This is a genomic window from Streptomyces sp. NPDC127097, assembly GCF_042724075.1.
In the GTDB taxonomy this organism is placed as follows: domain Bacteria; phylum Actinomycetota; class Actinomycetes; order Streptomycetales; family Streptomycetaceae; genus Streptomyces.
Window position 1 is genome coordinate 19,137 of sequence record NZ_JBHXFI010000066.1, and the last position, 18,225, is coordinate 37,361.

General features: G+C 72.8%; 17 protein-coding genes. 12 read left to right on the forward strand and 5 right to left on the reverse strand.

What is annotated here, in order from left to right:
• Positions 1–9: 9 nt before the first annotated feature.
• Entirely contained in the window at positions 10–1,482 is a 1,473-nt protein-coding gene (locus tag ACFWJW_RS32775; RefSeq protein WP_387248004.1) for an aromatic amino acid ammonia-lyase, read from the reverse strand.
• A gap of 185 nt (positions 1,483–1,667) precedes the next feature.
• Here ACFWJW_RS32775 and ACFWJW_RS32780 point away from each other — a divergent pair, with 185 nt between their 5' ends.
• The 4 genes from ACFWJW_RS32780 to ACFWJW_RS32795 are packed head-to-tail and all read left to right on the forward strand — an operon-like array spanning position 1,668 to position 5,209.
• On the forward strand, positions 1,668–2,882 hold the full coding sequence (locus ACFWJW_RS32780) for an ABC transporter ATP-binding protein (RefSeq protein WP_387247971.1): 1,215 nt from the start codon (positions 1,668–1,670) through the stop codon (positions 2,880–2,882).
• Positions 2,879–3,556, forward strand: a complete 678-nt coding sequence (locus ACFWJW_RS32785) for an ABC transporter permease (RefSeq protein WP_387247973.1) — start codon at positions 2,879–2,881, stop codon at positions 3,554–3,556. The genes ACFWJW_RS32780 and ACFWJW_RS32785 overlap by 4 nt, the downstream gene beginning before the upstream one ends.
• 7 nt (positions 3,557–3,563) lie before the next feature.
• Positions 3,564–4,235, forward strand: a complete 672-nt coding sequence (locus ACFWJW_RS32790; RefSeq protein ID WP_387247975.1) for an ABC transporter permease — start codon at positions 3,564–3,566, stop codon at positions 4,233–4,235.
• Positions 4,236–4,282: 47 nt separating this feature from the next.
• Entirely contained in the window at positions 4,283–5,209 is a 927-nt protein-coding gene (locus ACFWJW_RS32795) for an ABC transporter substrate-binding protein (RefSeq protein WP_387247977.1), read from the forward strand.
• On the opposite strand, the gene ACFWJW_RS32800 is transcribed toward ACFWJW_RS32795, so the two are convergent.
• Both ACFWJW_RS32800 and ACFWJW_RS32805 read right to left on the reverse strand, forming a co-directional pair.
• Complete coding sequence (locus ACFWJW_RS32800; RefSeq protein WP_387248006.1) at positions 5,187–6,245, reverse strand: sigma-70 family RNA polymerase sigma factor; 1,059 nt, start codon at positions 6,243–6,245, stop codon at positions 5,187–5,189. The genes ACFWJW_RS32795 and ACFWJW_RS32800 overlap by 23 nt on opposite strands.
• A 181-nt stretch (positions 6,246–6,426) precedes the next feature.
• Positions 6,427–7,470 carry a LacI family DNA-binding transcriptional regulator gene (locus tag ACFWJW_RS32805; RefSeq protein WP_387247979.1) on the reverse strand — a complete coding sequence of 348 codons (1,044 nt, stop codon included), beginning with the start codon at positions 7,468–7,470 and terminating at the stop codon, positions 6,427–6,429.
• A gap of 288 nt (positions 7,471–7,758) precedes the next feature.
• Here ACFWJW_RS32805 and ACFWJW_RS32810 point away from each other — a divergent pair, with 288 nt between their 5' ends.
• The 4 genes from ACFWJW_RS32810 to ACFWJW_RS32825 all read left to right on the forward strand — a co-directional run bounded on the left by ACFWJW_RS32810 (position 7,759) and on the right by ACFWJW_RS32825 (position 11,235).
• On the forward strand, positions 7,759–8,676 hold the full coding sequence (locus tag ACFWJW_RS32810; protein ID WP_387247981.1) for an amidohydrolase family protein: 918 nt from the start codon (positions 7,759–7,761) through the stop codon (positions 8,674–8,676).
• Positions 8,673–9,230 (forward strand): cysteine dioxygenase, encoded by a 558-nt coding sequence (locus ACFWJW_RS32815; protein ID WP_387247983.1) that lies wholly within the window; start codon positions 8,673–8,675, stop codon positions 9,228–9,230. The genes ACFWJW_RS32810 and ACFWJW_RS32815 overlap by 4 nt, the downstream gene beginning before the upstream one ends.
• A gap of 138 nt (positions 9,231–9,368) precedes the next feature.
• Positions 9,369–10,781 (forward strand): purine-cytosine permease family protein, encoded by a 1,413-nt coding sequence (locus tag ACFWJW_RS32820; RefSeq protein ID WP_387247985.1) that lies wholly within the window; start codon positions 9,369–9,371, stop codon positions 10,779–10,781.
• Between the two features lie 40 nt (positions 10,782–10,821).
• Positions 10,822–11,235, forward strand: a complete 414-nt coding sequence (locus ACFWJW_RS32825) for a hypothetical protein (protein WP_387247986.1) — start codon at positions 10,822–10,824, stop codon at positions 11,233–11,235.
• A 351-nt stretch (positions 11,236–11,586) separates the two neighbouring features.
• Here ACFWJW_RS32825 and ACFWJW_RS32830 read toward each other — a convergent pair whose 3' ends face one another.
• Positions 11,587–12,975 carry a cystathionine beta-synthase gene (locus tag ACFWJW_RS32830; protein WP_387247988.1) on the reverse strand — a complete coding sequence of 463 codons (1,389 nt, stop codon included), beginning with the start codon at positions 12,973–12,975 and terminating at the stop codon, positions 11,587–11,589.
• 195 nt (positions 12,976–13,170) lie between these two features.
• On the opposite strand from ACFWJW_RS32830, the gene ACFWJW_RS32835 reads away from it, so the two are divergent.
• From ACFWJW_RS32835 to ACFWJW_RS32845, 3 genes are all read left to right on the forward strand, one after another.
• A complete protein-coding gene (locus ACFWJW_RS32835; RefSeq protein WP_387247990.1) occupies positions 13,171–14,184 on the forward strand; it encodes an SGNH/GDSL hydrolase family protein in 1,014 nt (337 codons plus the stop codon).
• 206 nt (positions 14,185–14,390) lie between these two features.
• Positions 14,391–15,611, forward strand: a complete 1,221-nt coding sequence (locus ACFWJW_RS32840; RefSeq protein WP_387247992.1) for an acetyl-CoA C-acetyltransferase — start codon at positions 14,391–14,393, stop codon at positions 15,609–15,611.
• 790 nt (positions 15,612–16,401) lie between these two features.
• Positions 16,402–17,367 (forward strand): hypothetical protein, encoded by a 966-nt coding sequence (locus ACFWJW_RS32845; protein ID WP_387247994.1) that lies wholly within the window; start codon positions 16,402–16,404, stop codon positions 17,365–17,367.
• A 34-nt stretch (positions 17,368–17,401) separates the two neighbouring features.
• Here ACFWJW_RS32845 and ACFWJW_RS32850 read toward each other — a convergent pair whose 3' ends face one another.
• Positions 17,402–17,761: a hypothetical protein gene (locus ACFWJW_RS32850; RefSeq protein ID WP_387247996.1), complete on the reverse strand. Its 360-nt coding sequence runs from the start codon at positions 17,759–17,761 to the stop codon at positions 17,402–17,404.
• 98 nt (positions 17,762–17,859) lie between these two features.
• On the opposite strand from ACFWJW_RS32850, the gene ACFWJW_RS32855 reads away from it, so the two are divergent.
• Positions 17,860–18,087, forward strand: a complete 228-nt coding sequence (locus tag ACFWJW_RS32855) for a DUF4287 domain-containing protein (protein ID WP_042156435.1) — start codon at positions 17,860–17,862, stop codon at positions 18,085–18,087.
• The last annotated feature ends 138 nt before the right edge of the window (positions 18,088–18,225 follow it).

Genomic DNA, 18,225 nt, shown 5'->3' on the forward strand with positions numbered 1-18,225 from the left:
CCACGCCCCTCACACCCCCGCCACCCCGTCCAGCAGCCCCATCGCCACCGCCACGTCATCGGTCAGCGGACGGTCCTCCATCCGCGGGTCGAGGGCCTCCGCGGCCAGCGAGAAGGCGGTGGCGAGGGGAAGGCCGGGGTCGGGTTCCAGGGAGCGCATGCGCAGGGCGCGGATGGCGGCGACCAGTTCGCAGGCCAGGATCTGGCGGTAGTAGGTGCAGGCGCGCAGGGCCTGGCGGGCGCCGAGGGAGGCGAAGCTGGCCTGTTCCTCGACGCCGCGGGAGAGGACGGCGTGGCCGAGTGAGGCCGGGTGGGAGACCGCGCGCATCTCGCCGAGCGCCGCGCCGGCCGCGTATTCGAGGATCATCACGCCGGAGCTGGCGGGCGCCGCGTCGCCCAGGAACGGCCGCAGCCGGGTGAGGTCGGGCTCGGAGAGCGCGGCGAGCCGGGCGGTGGACAGCCGGGCGGTCTGGAGCACGGCGAGCCGGAAGGTGTCCAGGGCGAGCGCGGCATGCGCGGCGTAGAAATTGCCGTGGTGGTAGGCGGCCTGGTCCTCGATGCTGATCAGCGGGTTCTCGGCGGCGGCGTTCACCTCGACGGTCAGCACCCCGTCCAGGGTGTCGGCGGCGTCCAGTGCCGGGCCGTGTATCTGCGGCAGACAGCGGAAGCCGTACGGGTCCTGGATGCGGCCGAGGGGAGCGCCGGGGCGGGTCGGGATGCCGGAGAGGGCGCGCAGCCGGGCGGCGGCGGCCGCGGAGCCGGGGTGCGGGCGGGCGAGCATGACCGGCTCGGCGAAGGGTTCGTAGGAGCCGCCGACCGCGAGGAGGGAGAGCGCGGCGACCGGGAGCGAGGCGGCCAGCAGCCGGCGCAGTTCGTCGAGGGCGAGCGCCGACTGGCCGAGGGTGAGGGCGTTGCTGCTGATCAGGGCGAGGGCGTCGTTGTTGTCGAGGGCGATGGGGGCGGGGGCCCGGCCGCCGGGCGCGCAGTGCCAGGGGTGTTCGCCGGCCAGCGCGAGGCCGGTCTGGGCGAGCGCGGCCAGGTCGCCGGTGCCGACCGCGCCGTGTTCGTTGACGACGGGGTGGGCGCCGGCGTCCAGGGCGTCGAGCAGGGCGGTGATGACGGCGGGGTTCAGGCCGGCGCCGCCCGCCAGCAGCTGGTTGGCGCGTACCGCGAGCATGGCCCGGACCTCGCGGGCGGGCAGCGGGTCGCCGATCGCGCCGGCGTGGCTGCGCAGCAGCCGCAGTCCGTGCTCGGCGTCGGCGGCCCCGACGTCCTCCGTGCGGTTTGCGCCGACGCCGGTGCTGCGCCCGTAGACCCGGCCGCCGGCGGCGAGGCGGCGGGCGGTTTCCCAGGATTCCCCGGCGCGGGCGAATGCCTTGGGGTCGGGCGCCGTGGGGTGTGCGGTGCGCTCGGCGAGGGCGGCGATATCGGTGGTGCGCAGAGCGCTGCCGTCGAGCGTGATGCGTCGGCCGTTGTCCAGCATGTGGGAAACCAAGGGGCTCAACTCCCTCTTTTAACGCGCTTTATGAACGGAAGTCCGACACCTCGTTCCGTACGGTGAGCCGAAGTAAAAGGCGGGGTAACAGGCGATGCGGTCCCACCTATTGACTTCTATTCACGTGCCTAAGACTCTGCATGATGCTATGCAGGCCGGGCAAGGGGCAGCGGATGATCAAGTTCGACGCAGTCAGCAAGCGATACCCGAATGGCACCACCGCCGTGGACGAGCTGTCCCTGGACCTGCCCGAGGGCGGCGTCACCGTCCTCGTCGGCTCGTCGGGATGCGGCAAGACGACCACCCTGCGGATGGTCAACCGCATGGTCGAACCGACATCCGGCACGATCAGCGTCGGCGGCCGCGACATCCTGGAGGCGGACGCCGCCGAGCTGCGCCGCGGCATCGGCTACGTCATCCAGCAGTCCGGTCTCTTCCCTCACCGTACGATCCTGGACAACATCGCGACGGTCCCGCTGCTGCTGGGCTGGGGCCGGCGCAAGGCCCGCGCCCGCGCCGCCGAGCTGCTGGAGCTGGTCGGCCTGCCCGCCGACGCCGGCAAGCGCTATCCGCACCAGCTCTCCGGCGGCCAGCAGCAGCGCGTCGGCGTGGCCCGTGCGCTCGCCGCCGACCCGCCGGTCCTCTTGATGGACGAGCCGTTCGGCGCGGTCGACCCGGTCGTCCGCACCCAGCTCCAGAACGAGCTGCTGCGGCTCCAGGAGGAGCTGCGCAAGACCGTCGTCTTCGTCACCCACGACATCGACGAGGCGGTTCGGCTGGGCGACCGGATCGCGGTCTTCCGCACCGGCGGCCGGCTCGTCCAGTGCGCCGCGCCCGCCGAGCTGCTGGCCCGTCCGGCCGATGACTTCGTCGCCGACTTCCTGGGCGCCGAGCGCGGTCTGAAGCTGCTCTCGCTCACCGGCCTCGCGGATGTGCCGTACGCCCCCGGCGGGGCGATACGCGCGGACGAGCCGGTCGGCGGGATCTCCCGCGACGGCGACCGCTGGCGCCTGGTGACCTCCTCGCGCGGCGCACCGCTGGGCTGGCTGGACACCGACGCGCTGCCCGCCGCGGGCACCGCCGGCGAGGCCCCCCTGGAGGCCGTACGGCCGCTGCGCGACACCGACTCGCTCCTCTCCGCGCTCAACGAAGCCGTCTCCTCCCCGGCCGCCGCGGTCGCCCGGGTCACCGAGGACGGCGTCCTGACCGGCCTCACCTCCCGCGACGCCATCCACGAACGGGCCGGCCGCAGCCACGCGGAGGCGGGCCGGGCGGCGGCCGCCACGGAGCCCACTACGGAGCCGCGCGCCTCCGGGGACGCCGAGGACGCCGCGCCCCGCAAGACCGCCTCCGCCCCGGAGCCGTCCGCCCCGGAGCCCTCCGCATGACCATCGAGTGGGGCTGGTTCCCCGACCACGCCGACGAGATGGCCAAGCTCACCGTGGACCACCTCGCCACCGCCGTCCCCGCGGTCCTCCTCGGCCTGCTGATCGCGCTGCCGCTGGCGGTCCTCGCGCACCGGATACGGCCGCTGCGCGGCTTCATCCTGGGCGCGTCCAACATCCTCTACACCATCCCCTCCCTCGCCTTCTTCGTCCTGCTGCTGCCGGTCACCGGCCTGACCCGCACCACCGCGATCGTCGGTCTGACCGCGTACACCCTGGTCGTGCTGGTGCGGAACACCGTCGAGGGCCTGGACGCGGTCCCGGTCAGGGCCCGCGAGGCGTCCCAGGCGATGGGGACCCGGCCGCTGCGCACCCTGCTCACGGTCGAGCTGCCGCTGGCCCTCCCGGTGATCATGGCGGGGGTACGGGTCGCCACCGTCATGTCGATCTCCCTGGTCAGCGTGGCCAGTTACATCGGCTACGGCGGCCTCGGCCAGCTCTTCACCGACGGCTTCCAGCGCAACTACCCCACCCCGGTCATCGCCGGTGTGGCCCTGACCCTGCTGCTCGCCCTGGTCGCCGACGCGCTGCTGGTGACCGTCCAGTGGCTGTGCACCCCCTGGCGGCGCGGCACCACCTCCCGGCAGCGCACCTCTCTGTGGCGGAAGGCAGCGTGACGCGCCGATGCTCGAACTCCTGAAGAACCTCGCCGCCTGGCTGACCAGTTCGGCCCAGTGGTCCGGCCCCGAGGGCATCGCCACCCGCGTCCTGGAGCACCTGGAGTACTCGCTCCTCGCCACCCTCGCCGCGGCCGTGATCGCGCTGCCGGTCGGCCTGCTCATCGGGCACACCGGCCGCGGCGCCTTCCTCGCCGTCAACCTCTCCTCCTTCGGCCGGGCGCTGCCCACCGTCGGCCTGGTCACCCTGGTGTTCCTGGCGGGCGGGCTGAGCGTCTGGCCCGTGTACGTGTCGCTGGTCGCGCTCGCCGTGCCCGTGATCATCACCAATACGTACGCGGGCATGGCCGCCGTCGACCCCGAGGTCAAGGACGCCGCCAAGGGCGTGGGACTCCGCGGCCACCAGGTCCTCTGGCAGGTCGAACTCCCGCTCGCGCTCCCGCTGATCATGACCGGCGTACGGCTGGCGACCGTGCAGGTCGTGGCCACCGCCACCATCGCCGCCTATGTCAGCTTCGGCGGGCTGGGCCGCTATGTCTTCGACGGCCTGGCGCAGCGCGACCTGGTGCAGGTCCTCGGGGGTGCGGTCCTGGTGGCCGTGCTCGCCGTCGTCGCCGACCTGGCGCTGGGCGGGCTGACGCGGCTGCTGTTCCGCGGCCGCCCGGCCGCCGCCCGCTGAGCATCCGCCGCCCCCGTCCCCTCCGTACGTCCCGAGGAGTCCCGCCCATGAACCGTCGTACCGTCCTGACCACGCTCCTCGCCGGCGCCTCGGCCCCGCTGCTGGCCGCCTGCTCCTCCGGCATCACCTCCCTCAAGGGGGACGGCGTCGGCGGCGACAGCGGCAGCAGCAGCGGCGGACTGACCATCGGCACCGCCAACTTCACCGAGAACCAGATCCTCGGCTACCTCTACGCGGGCGTGCTGAACGCCGCCGGGGTCAAGACCACCGTCAAGCCCAACCTCGGCTCCCGCGAGATCGTGGTCCCCGCACTGCGCTCCGGCGATATCGATCTGCTCCCCGAATACCAGGGCAGCCTGCTGCTCTACCTCGACAAGAAGGCCACCGAGACCGAGGCCGGCGCGATGCAGAACGCGCTGGCCACCGTATTGCCCAACGGCCTCGAAGTCCTCCCGTACGCCGCCGCCGAGGACCGCGACAGCTTCGCCGTCACCCGCGAGACCGCCGACCACTACGGACTGAAGACGCTCGCCGATCTGCGCAAGGTCAACGGCAAGCTGGTCTTCGGCGCGGCCGCGGAGATGAAGAAGCGGGTCGTCGGGGTCGTCGGCCTCAAGGAGCAGTACGGCGTGGAATTCAAGGAGTTCAAGGCGCTGGACTCGTCCGGTCCGCTGGTCAAGGGCGCCCTGAAGAAGGGCGACATCGATATCGCCAATGTCTTCACCACCGACGTCGACACCGCGGAGAACGGCTGGGTGCTGCTCCAGGACCCCAAGCACCTCATCCCGGCCCAGCACATCGTCCCGCTGATCGCCGCCCGCAAGGCCGACTCAAAGATCCGCAAGGCACTGGCCCGTCTGGGCAACACGCTCACCACCGCCGACCTCACCGAGCTCAACCGCCTCGTCGACAAGGAGAAGCAGGACCCGGACCGGGTGGCCGAGGAGTGGCTCAAGAAGCGGAAGCTGGGCTGATCGCGTCGCCGCCGTAGCGGAGCGGAAGCCCGAACAGCGGGAACAGCCGCTCGGTGTCCAGGAAGGACTGGAGCGCGGTGACCCGGCCGTCCGCCGTCTCGATGACCTGGATCGCCCAGGGCGCACCGTCCGCGCGGTACTGCCCGAACGCCGGCCGGCCGTTCGCCCGGACCGGCACCAGATGTGACCCCTCGCAGCCCTCGCCCGGCCCGCGCAGCCACTTCAGGATGTCGGTGCGGCCGCGCAGCCACAGCGCGTACGGCGGCATGGACAGCGTGGAGTCCTCGTGCAGCACGGCGGTGAGCGCGTCCATGTCGAACCGCTCGAAGGCGTCGACATAGCGCCGCAGCAGCGCCTGCTGGGCGTCGTCCAGCGGCGGCGGCTCGTCGGCGGCTCGGTCACCCGACGCGGCGAGGGTGGCCCGGGCCCGCTGCAGCGCGCTGTTGACCGAGGCGACCGAGCTGCCCAGCAGCTCCGCGACCTCGCTCGCCGACCAGCTGAGCACCTCCCGCAGGATCAGCACCGCCCGCTGCCGGGGCGCCAGCCGCTGGAGCGCGGAGACGAAGGCGAGCCGGATCGACTCCCGGGCGACGGCGGTCTCCGCCGGATCCCCGGCGGACGCCAGCACCCGCTCGTCCGGAACGGGCCCGATCCAGGTCGTCTCGGGCAGCCCCGTACCGATCGGGCCGTCCACGCTCGACGGGGAGGCGAGATCCATCGGCCGGGCCCTGCGCTGACTGCCCTTGAGCAGGTCCAGGCAGACATTCGTGGCGATGCGGTAGAGCCAGGACCGCAGCGAGGAGCGCCCCTCGAACCGGTCGTAGCTCCGCCAGGCCCGCACCATGGTCTCCTGCACGGCGTCCTCGGCCTCGAACGCCGACCCCAGCATCCGGTAGCAGTAGCCGGTCAGTTCGGTACGGTGCGCCTCCAGCCGGTCCACCGGCTCCGCTTGCGGCACGCCCCGGCCCTCCGCAGCGGCTTCGTCGCCCGCGGCGGCTGCACTCACCGCGGCTTCACTCGTCGAGGACCGCTTCATCGAGGACCCGCCCATCCGCCCATCGGCCGACCACCGGTACACACGCCCCGACCGTACCGGAGCGCCCGGCACCAGTCTGCTCCCCGGCCCGCCGCTGTGCAGCCGGGGGCGGGGCCGTCGCCCCCGGGGGTCCGCCCGGCCGGTCATGACAGCACGCGAATCGGGCGCCCAGCCCGCACCCTCACCCCCGCCCCGGCTCCGCCGCCGACCCCCGTTCCGAGAGGCGAGGGGCGCAGAGGATGCGCTTGCGGCGGACGCGGCGGCCCTCGATGGCGGCGACGGCGAGCCGGGCGGCCTCCTTGGCGATCTCGGCCAGGCCCCAGTCGACGGTGGTCAGGGGCGGGGTGAGGACCCGGGAGACGGGGTGGTCGTCGAAGCCGACGACGGAGAGGTCGCGGCCGACGGTCAGGGATGCCTCGGCGGCGGCCGCGTAGACGCCGTAGGCGATGGAGTCGGAGAAGCAGAAGACGGCGGTGGGCGGGGCGAGCGCACCGGCCGGGCGGCGGCCGTCGGGACTGTTGGCCAGGACCCGGCGGGCCATCGCGGTCGCCGCGTCCAACTCCTGGGGGCAGGGCAGGACTTCGGCCTCGATACCGAGACGGTCGGCGGCCTCGCGGACATAGACGTCGGCGGGGCGGTCGGGGGTGGAGGGGCCGGTGGGGGTCAGCACGGTGACCCGGCGGTGGCCCAGCCCGCGGAGGTAGTCGAGGACGGCGTCGATGCCCGCGCGGTTGTCGAAGAGGACCTCGCCCGCCGTACGGGCCCGGCTCAGCGCGTCGCCGATGGAGACCACCGGCACCGCGTCGGCGATCTTCGACCAGCCCTCGGCGGAGGGGTCGACGGGCGAGACCAGCAGACCGTCCACCCGCTGGTCGCGCAGCTGCTTGGCGAGGGCGAGTTCGCGCTCGGGGTCGCCGCCCGCGTCGAGGATCAGCGCATAGCGGTCACCGGCCAGCAGCTCGCGCCCTATGGCCGCCATCAGCTGCTGCTGCCACAGGTCCTGGAGGTCACCGGCGAGCACCCCGACGGTGCTCGTACGGCCGCTGGCGAGCGCGCGGGCGATCGGGTCGGCCTCGTAGCCGAGCTCGGCGGCGGCCTTGCGCACCCGCTCCTCGGTCTCCTTGGAGACATGCTTGCCGCGCAGTGCGTAGGAGACGGCGGCGGTGGAGAGTCCGGTGGCCTCGGCCACCTCGCGGAGGGTGGTGCGCTTATTGGGCCTGGCCATGTCCGGAAGCCTACCCAAGGAGGGCGGCGCACCCGGCCTCGATGCGGTCTTCCCGGTGGGGTGCACGGCTCCGGCGGCTCGGGCACTCCCTTGACAGCGGAAGCTGTTAACCGTTTCACTTAAACGCATCAGTTAAACGGTTAAGTGAAACGGTTCAGGGGCCGGTCCGGCGAGCCGCCCCGCGTGCGCCGCCCGCCCGGCCGTCCGTCCGCCCGTCCGCCATCCCGTCCACCAGTCCGCCAGCCCACCAGTCCACCCGCCCGACCGCGCCGTCCCGGAGGGAGGCCCGTGGCCACCGACGTCCACCAGCACATCTGGCCGCCCCAGTTCCTCGCCCTGCTGCGGTCCCGCACCGCGCCGCCCCGGCTCGACGGCTGGACGCTGCACCTGCCCGGTGAGCCGCCGTACGCCGTCGACCCCGCCGACCACGGCATCGCGGCCCGCGCCCGGCTCGCCCGCGCCGACGGCCTGGACCTCGCCCTGGTCTCGCTCTCCAGTCCGCTCGGCATCGAATACCTGCCGCCCACGGAGGCCGCCCCGCTGCTCACCGCGTTCCACGACGGCGCGCTGGAGCTGCCCGCCCCCTTCGGCGTCTGGGCCTCGGTCTGCCTCTCCGCCCCCGAGCCGGACACCGCGGCGCTGCGGCGCGAGCTGGCGCGCGGCTGCGTGGGCCTCCAGCTCCCCGCCACCGCGCTCCTCGACGCCGCCGGCTGGGCCCGCTGCGCCCCGCTGCTGGAGGTCCTCGCCGAGCAGGACAAACCGCTGTTCGTGCACCCCGGCGCGTCCCCGGCCGCCGAGCCCGGCGCGCCCGCCTGGTGGCCCGCCCTGGTCCCGTACGTCCAGCAGCTGCACGCCTCCTGGTTCGCCTTCCGCGCCTTCGGCCGGCCGCGCCACCCGGAGCTGCGGGTCTGCTTCGCCGCGCTGGCCGGCCTGGCGCCGCTGCACGGGGAGCGGCTGGTCGCCCGCGGCGGCGGCCGGGACCGCGGCCGGGTGGACTGCCGCGCCTTCTACGAGACCTCCTCCTACGGGACCCGTGCGGTGGACGCCCTCGTACGGACCGTCGGCATCGATGTGGTGGTCAGCGGCAGCGACCGCCCGTACGCCGCCCCCGTCCTCCCCGACCTCGGCGCGGACGCCGCCGTCCACGCCCTGCGCCACACCAACCCGGCCCGCCTGCTGGGCCCGACGAAAGGAGCCCGCCCATGACGGACACCACCTCCCAGGCCGACACCGCCCGTGAGGTCCCCGACGGCGAGCAGCCGTTCACCGCACTGCCCGCGCGCAACCTCGACAAGCGCGAGCTCCAGGCCCTGGTCGACGAGCTCGCCGCGCGCCCGGAGCTGTGGCGCGAGCAGGTCGCCTTCTCCGACACCGAGCGGCACTACGCCTCGCTGTACCGCGATGAGTTCGTGGACGTCTGGCTACTCTGCTGGACCCGGCAGAACGACACCGGCTGGCACGACCACGACCTCTCCTCGGGGGCGGTGCATGTCGTTCAGGGCGTCCTGACCGAGTCCAACCCGCGGATCGGCGGCGCGCATCCGGCCACCGCGGTCGGCGCGGGCTCCTCGTTCTGCTTCGGGCCGGACCACATCCACCGCCTCACCGGGGCGACCGACGACGCGGTGTCGGTGCACGCCTACTCGCCCCCGTTGTGGCGCCTGGGCCAGTACGACATCACCGAGGACGGGCTGATGCGGCGGGTGTCGGTCTCGTACGCCGATGAGCTGCGGCCGATGGGCGCGGCGGCGGCCGTCTGAGCCGGCCGGCGTGACCAATAAAGAACCGGCCGGCCGTTACCAGTAATTAACCGCGGCAATCGATCCCACCTATTGACCTTCCATTCATCGACGTCGATCCTGCATGAATCCATACAGGCGACGACCCGAGGCGGATTCATGGCAGGTGTGGTCGAACGGCGCTCCATCGACGTCGTCCCCGACGACGAACGGCACGGCAGCGCGGTCAGCCAGTTCACCCTCTGGCTGGGCGCCAATCTCCAGATCACCGCCGTCATCACCGGCGCCCTGGCCGTCGTCTTCGGGGCGAACGCCTTCTGGTCGCTGATCGGGCTGCTGCTCGGCAACCTCCTGGGCGGGGCGGTGATGGCCCTGCACTCGGCGCAGGGGCCGCGGCTCGGACTGCCGCAGATGATCACCTCCCGGGCCCAGTTCGGGGTGCGCGGGGCGGTGGTCCCGCTGGCGCTGGTCATCGTGATGTACATCGGCTTCTTCGCCAGCGGCAGCGTGCTGGCCGGGCAGGCGGTCGGCGAGCTGACCCACCTCGGCGAGACACCGGGGATCGTGCTCTTCGCCGCGGTCACCGCCCTCGCCGCGGCCGTCGGCTACCGCCTCATCCACACCCTCGGCAAGATCGCCGGCCTGGTCTGCGCGCTGGCCTTCGTCTACCTCGGCATCCGGCTGGTGCAGCGCGCCGACCTCGGCGCGCTCCTCGCCGACCACCGCTTCGGGCTGCCGGTCTTCCTGCTCGCCGTCTCGCTCTCGGCCTCCTGGCAGCTGGCGTTCGGCCCGTACGTCGCCGACTACTCGCGCTACCTCCCGCGGCACACCTCGGCGCGCGCCACCTTCTGGTGGACGCTGTCCGGCTCGGTGCTCGGCTCGCAGTGGTCGATGACGTTCGGCGCGCTGGCGGCCGCCGCGGCACCGGCCGCGTTCGTGGGCCACGAGGTCGGCTACATCGTCGGCCTGGGCGGCGCCGGACTCATCGCCTCGTTCCTCTACTTCGTCATCGCCCTCGGCAAGCTCACCATCAACATCCTCAACACCTACGGCGGCTTCATGTCGCTGGTCACCAGCGTCAGCGGCTTCCGCGGACAGCGCACCCTGTCGCCCCGCGGCCGCTCCGCGTACATCGCCGGGATCATGGTGGCCGGCACCGCCGTCGCGCTCCTGGGCAAGGACTCCTTCCTGACGTCCTTCAAGGACTTCCTGCTCTTCCTGCTGACGTTCTTCACGCCCTGGTCGGCGATCAACCTCGTCGACTACTACCTGATCTCCAAGGAGCGTTACGACATCCCGGCGCTCAGCGACCCGGCCGGCCGCTACGGCGCCTGGAACGTCCGGGCCCTGACGGTCTATGTCCTCGGGGTGCTCGCCCAGCTGCCGTTCCTGGCCACGCACTTCTACACCGGCCCGCTGGTGGCACCGCTCGGCGGCGCCGACGTCTCCTGGCTCGTCGGACTGGCCGTACCGGCCGTCCTGTACTGGCTCGCCGCCCGTCGCGACACCGCGCGCATGGTGGCGCCCGGCCCGCGCCAGGAGGAGAACTCCCCCGTCGGATCGGGGGGTTAGCCCCAGCGCGCCGCCCGCCCGCGGCCCGTAATCTCGCAGCATGGCGACACACGACCCCGATCTGCGGAAAGAACTCGACGCGACCCTCCAGACGCGCAAGGAACTGGGCCCGGAGTACGAGTCGGAGCTGCTGGAGTCCTTCCTGGAGAAGCTGGAGGCGAACGTCGACCGGCGAGTGCGGCGGCAGCTCGCCGAGCAGCAGATCCAGGTGGCACGCGGCACCCTGCCGCCCCGCCCCGCGGGCCCCGGCCGGGAGTTCTGGGAGCGGTTCGGGGTCGCCGCCTTCTCGCTGGTGCTGGCCATCCCGCTGTCCACGGTCGCGGCGGTGAACACCGGGCTGCCGGGCCTGCTGGTGACCTGGGCCGGCATCGTCGGCGTCAACGCCGTGCACGGCGTGATCCGGTGGCCCGCGCTGCGGGCGCGTACGGACCGTCGCGACGGCGCGCGGGACTGAGGCTCCGGGAAGCGGGCCGGGAGATGTTGCGGGGACCGCCGCACCCCGGCCGGAGCCGGGGGCGGGACGACGGCGGTCCCCGCAAGGGACGCGCGTCCGGGTCAGGGCCGGCCGTCGCGTCCGGGCGGCGAGAGTGGAGGTCCGGGAGCCGCTCCGGAGTTCCGTTTCGCCGTACACCTGCACTCTGCCCGCCGTGTGTTAAGTGCGTGCTGCCGGCACATGACGCATACGTTCACTTTGCGGCGGCGGCCCGTTTCCTGACGGCCACTTGACGCCGTGACGGGTGCCCGGGACCGTCCGCGGCCGGGGTGCCCGGCGCCCGCCGCGGGGGACGGCCGCCGGGACCTCCTGCTACTTGCCGGCCTCGCGCGCCAGATAGGCCAGCAGGTCCTGCCGGCTCACCACGCCCTTCGGCTTGCCCTCGACGAGGACGATCGCGGCGTCCGCCGTCTCCAGCACCGCCATCAGATCGGCGACCGGCTCGCCCGAGCCGACCTGCGGCAGCGGCGGGCACATGTGCTTCTCCAGCGGATCGGTCAGCGAGGCGCGCTGGGTGAACAGCGCGTCCAGCAGCTCCCGCTCGACGACCGAGCCGACAACCTCGGCGGCCATCACATCGGGGTGCCCGGCGCCCGGCTTCACGATCGGCATCTGCGAGACGCCGTACTCGCGCAGCACCTCGATCGCCTCGCCGACGGTCTCCTCCGGGTGCATGTGCACCAGCGAGGGCAGCGCGCCCTCCTTGTGCTGGAGCACCTCGCCGACGCGGGCGGCGGCGCCGCCCTCCTCCAGGAAGCCGTAGTCGGCCATCCACTCATCGTTGAAGATCTTGGAAAGGTAGCCGCGGCCGCTGTCCGGCAGCAGCACGACGACCACATCGTCCGGGCCGAGCTTCGCGGCGACCTCCAGCGCACCCACCACGGCCATCCCGCAGGAGCCGCCGACCAGCAGGCCCTCCTCCTTGGCCAGCCGCCGGGTCATCTGGAAGGCGTCCTTGTCCGAGACCGCCACGATCTCGTCCGCGACCGTGCGGTCGTAGGCGGTCGGCCAGAAGTCCTCGCCGACGCCCTCGATCAGATACGGGCGCCCGGAGCCGCCGCTGTAGACCGAGCCCTCCGGGTCCGCGCCGATGACCTTGACCCGGCCCTCGCTGGCTTCCTTCAGATAACGGCCGGTGCCGCTGATCGTGCCGCCGGTGCCGACACCCGCCACGAAGTGGGTGAGCCGCCCCTCGGTCTGCGCCCACAGCTCGGGACCGGTGGTCTCGTAGTGGGAGCGCGGGTTGTTCGGGTTGCTGTACTGGTCGGGCTTCCAGGCGCCGGGCGTCTCACGGACCAGCCGGTCCGAGACGTTGTAGTACGAGTCCGGGTGCTCGGGGTCCACGGCGGTCGGGCAGACCACCACCTCGGCTCCGTAGGCCCGCAGCACATTGATCTTGTCCGTGGACACCTTGTCCGGGCAGACGAAGATGCACTTGTAACCCTTTTGCTGGGCGACGATCGCCAGGCCCACACCGGTGTTGCCGGAGGTGGGCTCGACGATGGTGCCGCCGGGCTTCAGCTCACCCGACTGCTCGGCGGCCTCGATCATCCGGACGGCGATCCGGTCCTTGACCGACCCGCCGGGGTTGAAGTACTCGACCTTCGCCAGGACGGTGGCCTGGATCCCTCGAGTGACGTTGTTGAGCCGCACGAGCGGGGTGTTGCCGACCAGCTCAATCATCGAATCGTAAAACTGCACGGTGGTCTCCGCGGTCAGGGGCACGCTCTCCTGCGCCCGTACGGCCAGCCTATTGCCCGGGTCCGTTAGAGGAACCAGGCGTTGCGTTCCGTGCGGGAACGGGCAACACCCTGTTGTAGGAGTTCTTGCCGTTTCAAGAGCGCGTCCGGCCCCGGGCCGCGGCGCGCCCGCACTGTACGGGGAGGTGCCCGGCCCATGCCGATGACGATGTCCAGGGCGCGAGTGGCCCGGCGGATCGCCACCGCTGCCGCGTTCGGCGGCGGCGGGGTCGGGCTGCTCGGCGTCGCCGCCGTCGGGGTGCTGCTGACCGAGGTGCGGCTGGCCCGCCGGACGGTGGGCGGCTCCAGCGACATCCCGCCGTGCGCCGACGGCCGCTACGGCGCCGCCTTCGGCCACCGCACCGACCGCCCGCCGCTGCGCCTGGGCTTCCTCGGCGACTCCACCGCCGCGGGCCAGGGGGTGCACCGCGCCTCCCAGACACCGGGCGCCCTGCTCGCCTCCGGGCTGGCCGCGCTCTCCGAGCTGCCGGTCGACTTCCGCAATGTGGCGCTGCCCGGCGCGCAGTCCGACGACCTGGCGCGCCAGGTCGAGCTGATGCTGGCGGCGGACACCGAGATCCCGGACGTCTGCGTCATCATGATCGGCGCCAATGACGTCACCCACCGGATGGCGCCCGCAGAGTCCGTACGCCATCTCGCCGAGGCGGTGCGCAGGCTGCGCGCGGCGGGCTGCGAGGTGGTCGTCGGCACCTGCCCGGATCTGGGCAGCGTCGAGCCGGTCTATCAGCCGCTGCGCTGGGTGGCCCGGCGGCTCTCCCGGCAGCTGGCCGCCGCCCAGACCATCGGCGTGATCGAGAGCGGCGGCCGTACGGTCTCCCTCGGCGATCTGCTCGGCCCCGAGTTCGAGGCGCGGCCGCGGGAGCTGTTCGGGCCGGACAACTACCACCCGTCGGCCGAGGGCTATGCCACCGCCGCGATGGCCGTGCTGCCGACGCTGTGCGCCTCGCTCGGTCTGTGGCTGGAGGAGGAGCGCCCCGAGCCGGCCCGTGGCGAGGGCATCCTGCCGGTCGAGCAGGCGGCCGCCGAGGCGGCTTCCGAGGGCGGCACCGAGGTCACCGCCTCCCGCGCCCCCTGGGCGCTGCTCAAGCACCGCAGACGCCGTCAGCTGCCCACGGCGGAGCCGGCCGGGCCGTCGTCCGTCACCCCGTGAGAGAGCGGGCGCCGGAGCGGCGCTGAGCGGCGCGCGAACGGAACGGGTCGGGGCCGTCCGGGAATACCCGGCGGCCCCGCCCCGTTCCCATAAGCGCCCGCTTAGAAAAGAGGCCCGCATCACAGCACGCACCCCGTGACCTCAGCAGTACGTGCAGGTAACTTCCCTCACAGTCCGCCCTTTTCCCGCGCACCTGGAGCCGTGTGATGCCCGAAGCCGTGATCGTCTCAGCCGCCCGCTCCCCGATCGGCCGCGCCTTCAAGGGCTCACTGAAGGGCCTGCGGCCGGACGACCTGACCGCGAAGATCATCGAGACCGCGCTCGCCAAGGTCCCCGAGCTGGACCCGCGCGACATCGACGACCTGATGCTCGGCTGCGGCCTCCCCGGCGGCGAGCAGGGCCACAACCTCGGCCGCATCGTGGCCGTCCAGATGGGGATGGACCACCTCCCGGGGTGCACCATCACCCGCTACTGTTCCTCCTCGCTCCAGACGACCCGTATGGCGCTGCACGCCATCAAGGCCGGTGAGGGCGATGTCTTCATCTCGGCCGGCGTCGAGACCGTCTCGCGCAGCATCAAGGGCAGCTCCGACGGCCTGCCGGACACCCACAACCCGCTCTTCGCCGACGCCGAGGCCCGCACCGCGGCGCGCGCCGAGCAGGAGGGCGCCGACTGGCACGACCCGCGCGAGGACGGTCTGATCCCGGACGCGTACATCGCGATGGGCCAGACCGCGGAGAACCTCGCCCGCCTCAAGGGCATCACCCGCCAGGACATGGACGAGTTCGGCGTCCGGTCCCAGAACCTCGCCGAGAAGGCGATCAACGACGGGTTCTGGGAGCGGGAGATCACCCCGGTCACACTCCCCGACGGCACGGTCGTCTCCAAGGACGACGGCCCGCGCGCCGGTGTCACCGTCGAGGGCGTCTCCGGCCTCAAGCCGGTCTTCCGCCCCGACGGCCTGGTGACCGCCGGCAACTGCTGCCCGCTGAACGACGGCGCCGCGGCGCTGGTGATCATGTCCGACACCAAGGCGCGCGAGCTGGGCCTGACCCCGCTGGCCCGGATCGTCTCCACCGGCGTCTCCGGCCTCTCCCCCGAGATCATGGGATACGGCCCGGTCGAGGCCAGCAAGCAGGCGCTGCGCCGGGCCGGCCTCTCGGTCTCCGACATCGACCTGGTCGAGATCAACGAGGCGTTCGCCGCCCAGGTCATCCCGTCCTACCGGGACTTGGGCATCGACCTGGACCGGCTGAACGTCAACGGCGGCGCGATCGCCGTCGGCCACCCCTTCGGCATGACCGGCGCCCGTATCACCACCACCCTGATCAACTCCCTCCAGTGGCACGACAAGCAGTTCGGCCTGGAGACGATGTGCGTGGGCGGCGGCCAGGGCATGGCGATGGTCATCGAGCGGCTGAGCTGAGCCGCAGCGAAGGGTGGAGGCCGGGTGCGAGGAACGAGCGCCCGGCCTCCGCCCGCAGCGGAGGCGAAGCTGAGCGCGACCACGGGCACGAGCGGCTGAGCTGAGCCGCGGCGTCATCGCTCCACGGGGTGTGCGCGGGAAAACGGACCAACTTCCGCCCCGCGCACACCCTTCGCGCTCGCGTGAACACGGGCGGCGACACGGCGTGACCTGCGCCACTCGTTAACGAGATCGCGACCCAATCTCCCCCAGGATTGTGACCAACGCCCTGGGGGAGCAGTGTTCTTGCAGGTCAGCAGGGGGGTGCCGGCCCATACGACGCCCTGACTCCCCTCCATTTCGGGACATAGGGCACAAGGTGCGGTCGCCGACCACCGGCAGGCTGATGTAGGAAGTCGGAGAACAATCTGCTAACGGGAGTACGCCGGTGACCGAGCCGCAACCAGGCGTGATCCCGAGCGAGCGCATCCAGGGGGTCGCCCGGCCCGACGGCCGGCGGAAGTCCGAGTACCGATGCGCGGCCCCTGGGAACAGGGCCGCCGAGCGAAGTGGGGAGGACGCATGAGCGAGCGCCCCCGAGCGGGTCGAGAGGTGCGCGTCTCGCCCATGTGGAACCGAACGGAGAGAGGTTTCGGCGTGAGCGAGCTCTGCGAGCGAACCAACGAAGGGGGCGCGCCTCGCGCATGCGGGGCCGAGCGAAGCGAGGTTTCGGCATGAGCGAGCTCTGCGAGCGAACCAACGAAGGGGGCGCGCCTCGCGCATGCGGGGCCGAGCGAAGCGAGGTTTCGGCATGAGCGTCCACACCCTCGTCGTGCTGGTGGCCGCGGCCACCGCCGTGGCGCTGGGCGCCGCCGCCCTGCACACCGCCCGCGGTCTGCGCCGCCAGATCGCCGAGCTGCGCGCCGAGCTCCTCGCCGCCCGTCAGGACACCGCGAACGGTGCCGAGCCGGCGCATCCGGCCGCCGCGGCCATCCCGGCCGCCCGCACCGTCCCGGCCGCCGAGACCCCGCTCGCGGACATACGTGCCGCCGTCGCGGACGCGCTGGCCGAGGAGCGGGAGCGCGAACTGGCCGAGGCCCGCGCCTTCTGGGCCGCGCAGGAGGCCCGGGACGCCGCCGACGCCCCGTCCCTGCTCGGCGGACTCGTCGGGCTCGGCGACGAGGGGCTGCTGGACCCCCGCGCGGACCAGCGCGAGCCGTCCGAGCGCCCGGAGTCCGACCGGCTCGACACCCAGCCGTTCCTGCCCCGTCAGGCGGATCTGGCCGGTCTGGAGCCGCTGCTGGGCCCGGACGCCCTGGAGGCGATGGATCACCTGGAGTCCATGGAGGCGCTGGAAGCCCTGGACGCGCCGGAGTTGGAGCCGGTCGAGGAGACCGAGTCCGCCGAGCTGGCCGCCGCGCGCCGGCGCCACCCCTCGCACCCGGACTTCTCCCCGTCCCCGGTGATCAGTGATCATGAGCGCACGGTGGCGCGCCTGGAGGAACTGGCGCAGGACGCCACCCCGCTCGCGGACGTCCGCCCCGGCCCGCTGGGCACCCTGGACGTCTATGTCTTCGCCGACGGGACCACGCTCTGTCTGACCCCCGGGCAGCGCGAGACCGCGGAGCGCGTGGCCGACGCACTGCACGCGGGGCGCACCCCCGTACTGCTGGGCGGCTCCGGTATCTCCGGGGCGTACGCGCTGACCTTCTCCTGGGGCGAGACCCGCGAGGAGAGCGTCTACATCCTCGCGGACCGTGTCATCGCCTCGCTCTGACCCCGCACGGCGGCCCGGCCGACAAGGTCCGGCCCTAGTAGCGGTCCGCCACCGCCCGCACGCATCGCACGGCCTCCGCCAGTTCGTCGGCGGGGGCCACTTTCGCGTCAGAGTTCGCCGTCCCGTCGGCCGGGTGTGCCGCCGCGGCCCGCAGCGCCTCGACAAGATCGTGCCCGGCCACCGCCAGTTGGTCGCCCGCCGCGAACATCCCCGCGTCCGGCAGCTCGTACGGCGGCTCCCCCGGCCGCTCGATCAGCTGCGCCCGGGTCGCCAACTGCCGCGCCAGTGCGAGCGCTTCGGCCGCGGCGCCCTGGTCGAGCCTGCTCTGGGGCAGCGCTCGGAGGCGGTCGGCGAGGGCGTCCACGGCGGTCTGCAAGGGGGTCACGTCAAGCACGTCGTGAGCCTATGCGCCACTCCCGGGTGGTTGCCAACGCCCGAACGCTCAGGCACGGTGGCCTGAAGAACCAGCATCGACCGCGTCCGGAGGCGCCGATGTCTCAGCTCTTCTCCGAAGAGACCCACCGGAACATGCTCTCCCGTATCCCGCACTGCACCGGCCGGGAAATCTCCGACTGGCTCCGTACCGTTGACGAGGGCCCCGCCCTCTTCCGCTTCGATGAGAAGGTCAGCTGGCTCCGCGGCGAGCACAACCTCGCCTACGGCCACGCCAAGGCAATCGTCCACGAATACGATCTCAGGCGCGCCGCGCGCAAGTTCTGAGCACGCCGCCGGGCTCCGTGCCGGCCCGGCTCAGAACATTCCCCTCATCCGGCACTCCGCACGTCGAAGGGCCCGCGGGGCGTGCGCCCGCCGGCCCGTCGACGGGGCAGCCGGGCGCCCCCGGCGCCCCGCGTCCCG

Bases quoted from the DNA above. Each gene is read 5' to 3' on its own strand.
- ACFWJW_RS32820 (WP_387247985.1), top strand. From the start codon at position 9,369: ATGGCAGGTGTGGTCGAACGGCGCTCCATCGACGTCGTCCCCGACGAC.
- ACFWJW_RS32835 (WP_387247990.1), top strand. From the start codon at position 13,171: ATGCCGATGACGATGTCCAGGGCGCGAGTGGCCCGGCGGATCGCCACC.
- ACFWJW_RS32825 (WP_387247986.1), top strand. From the start codon at position 10,822: ATGGCGACACACGACCCCGATCTGCGGAAAGAACTCGACGCGACCCTC.
- ACFWJW_RS32815 (WP_387247983.1), top strand. From the start codon at position 8,673: ATGACGGACACCACCTCCCAGGCCGACACCGCCCGTGAGGTCCCCGAC.
- ACFWJW_RS32840 (WP_387247992.1), top strand. From the start codon at position 14,391: ATGCCCGAAGCCGTGATCGTCTCAGCCGCCCGCTCCCCGATCGGCCGC.
- ACFWJW_RS32785 (WP_387247973.1), top strand. From the start codon at position 2,879: ATGACCATCGAGTGGGGCTGGTTCCCCGACCACGCCGACGAGATGGCC.
- ACFWJW_RS32790 (WP_387247975.1), top strand. From the start codon at position 3,564: ATGCTCGAACTCCTGAAGAACCTCGCCGCCTGGCTGACCAGTTCGGCC.
- ACFWJW_RS32800 (WP_387248006.1), bottom strand. From the start codon at position 6,245: ATGAAGCGGTCCTCGACGAGTGAAGCCGCGGTGAGTGCAGCCGCCGCG.
- ACFWJW_RS32780 (WP_387247971.1), top strand. From the start codon at position 1,668: ATGATCAAGTTCGACGCAGTCAGCAAGCGATACCCGAATGGCACCACC.
- ACFWJW_RS32775 (WP_387248004.1), bottom strand. From the start codon at position 1,482: ATGCTGGACAACGGCCGACGCATCACGCTCGACGGCAGCGCTCTGCGC.
- ACFWJW_RS32795 (WP_387247977.1), top strand. From the start codon at position 4,283: ATGAACCGTCGTACCGTCCTGACCACGCTCCTCGCCGGCGCCTCGGCC.
- ACFWJW_RS32855 (WP_042156435.1), top strand. From the start codon at position 17,860: ATGTCTCAGCTCTTCTCCGAAGAGACCCACCGGAACATGCTCTCCCGT.
- ACFWJW_RS32845 (WP_387247994.1), top strand. From the start codon at position 16,402: ATGAGCGTCCACACCCTCGTCGTGCTGGTGGCCGCGGCCACCGCCGTG.
- ACFWJW_RS32805 (WP_387247979.1), bottom strand. From the start codon at position 7,470: ATGGCCAGGCCCAATAAGCGCACCACCCTCCGCGAGGTGGCCGAGGCC.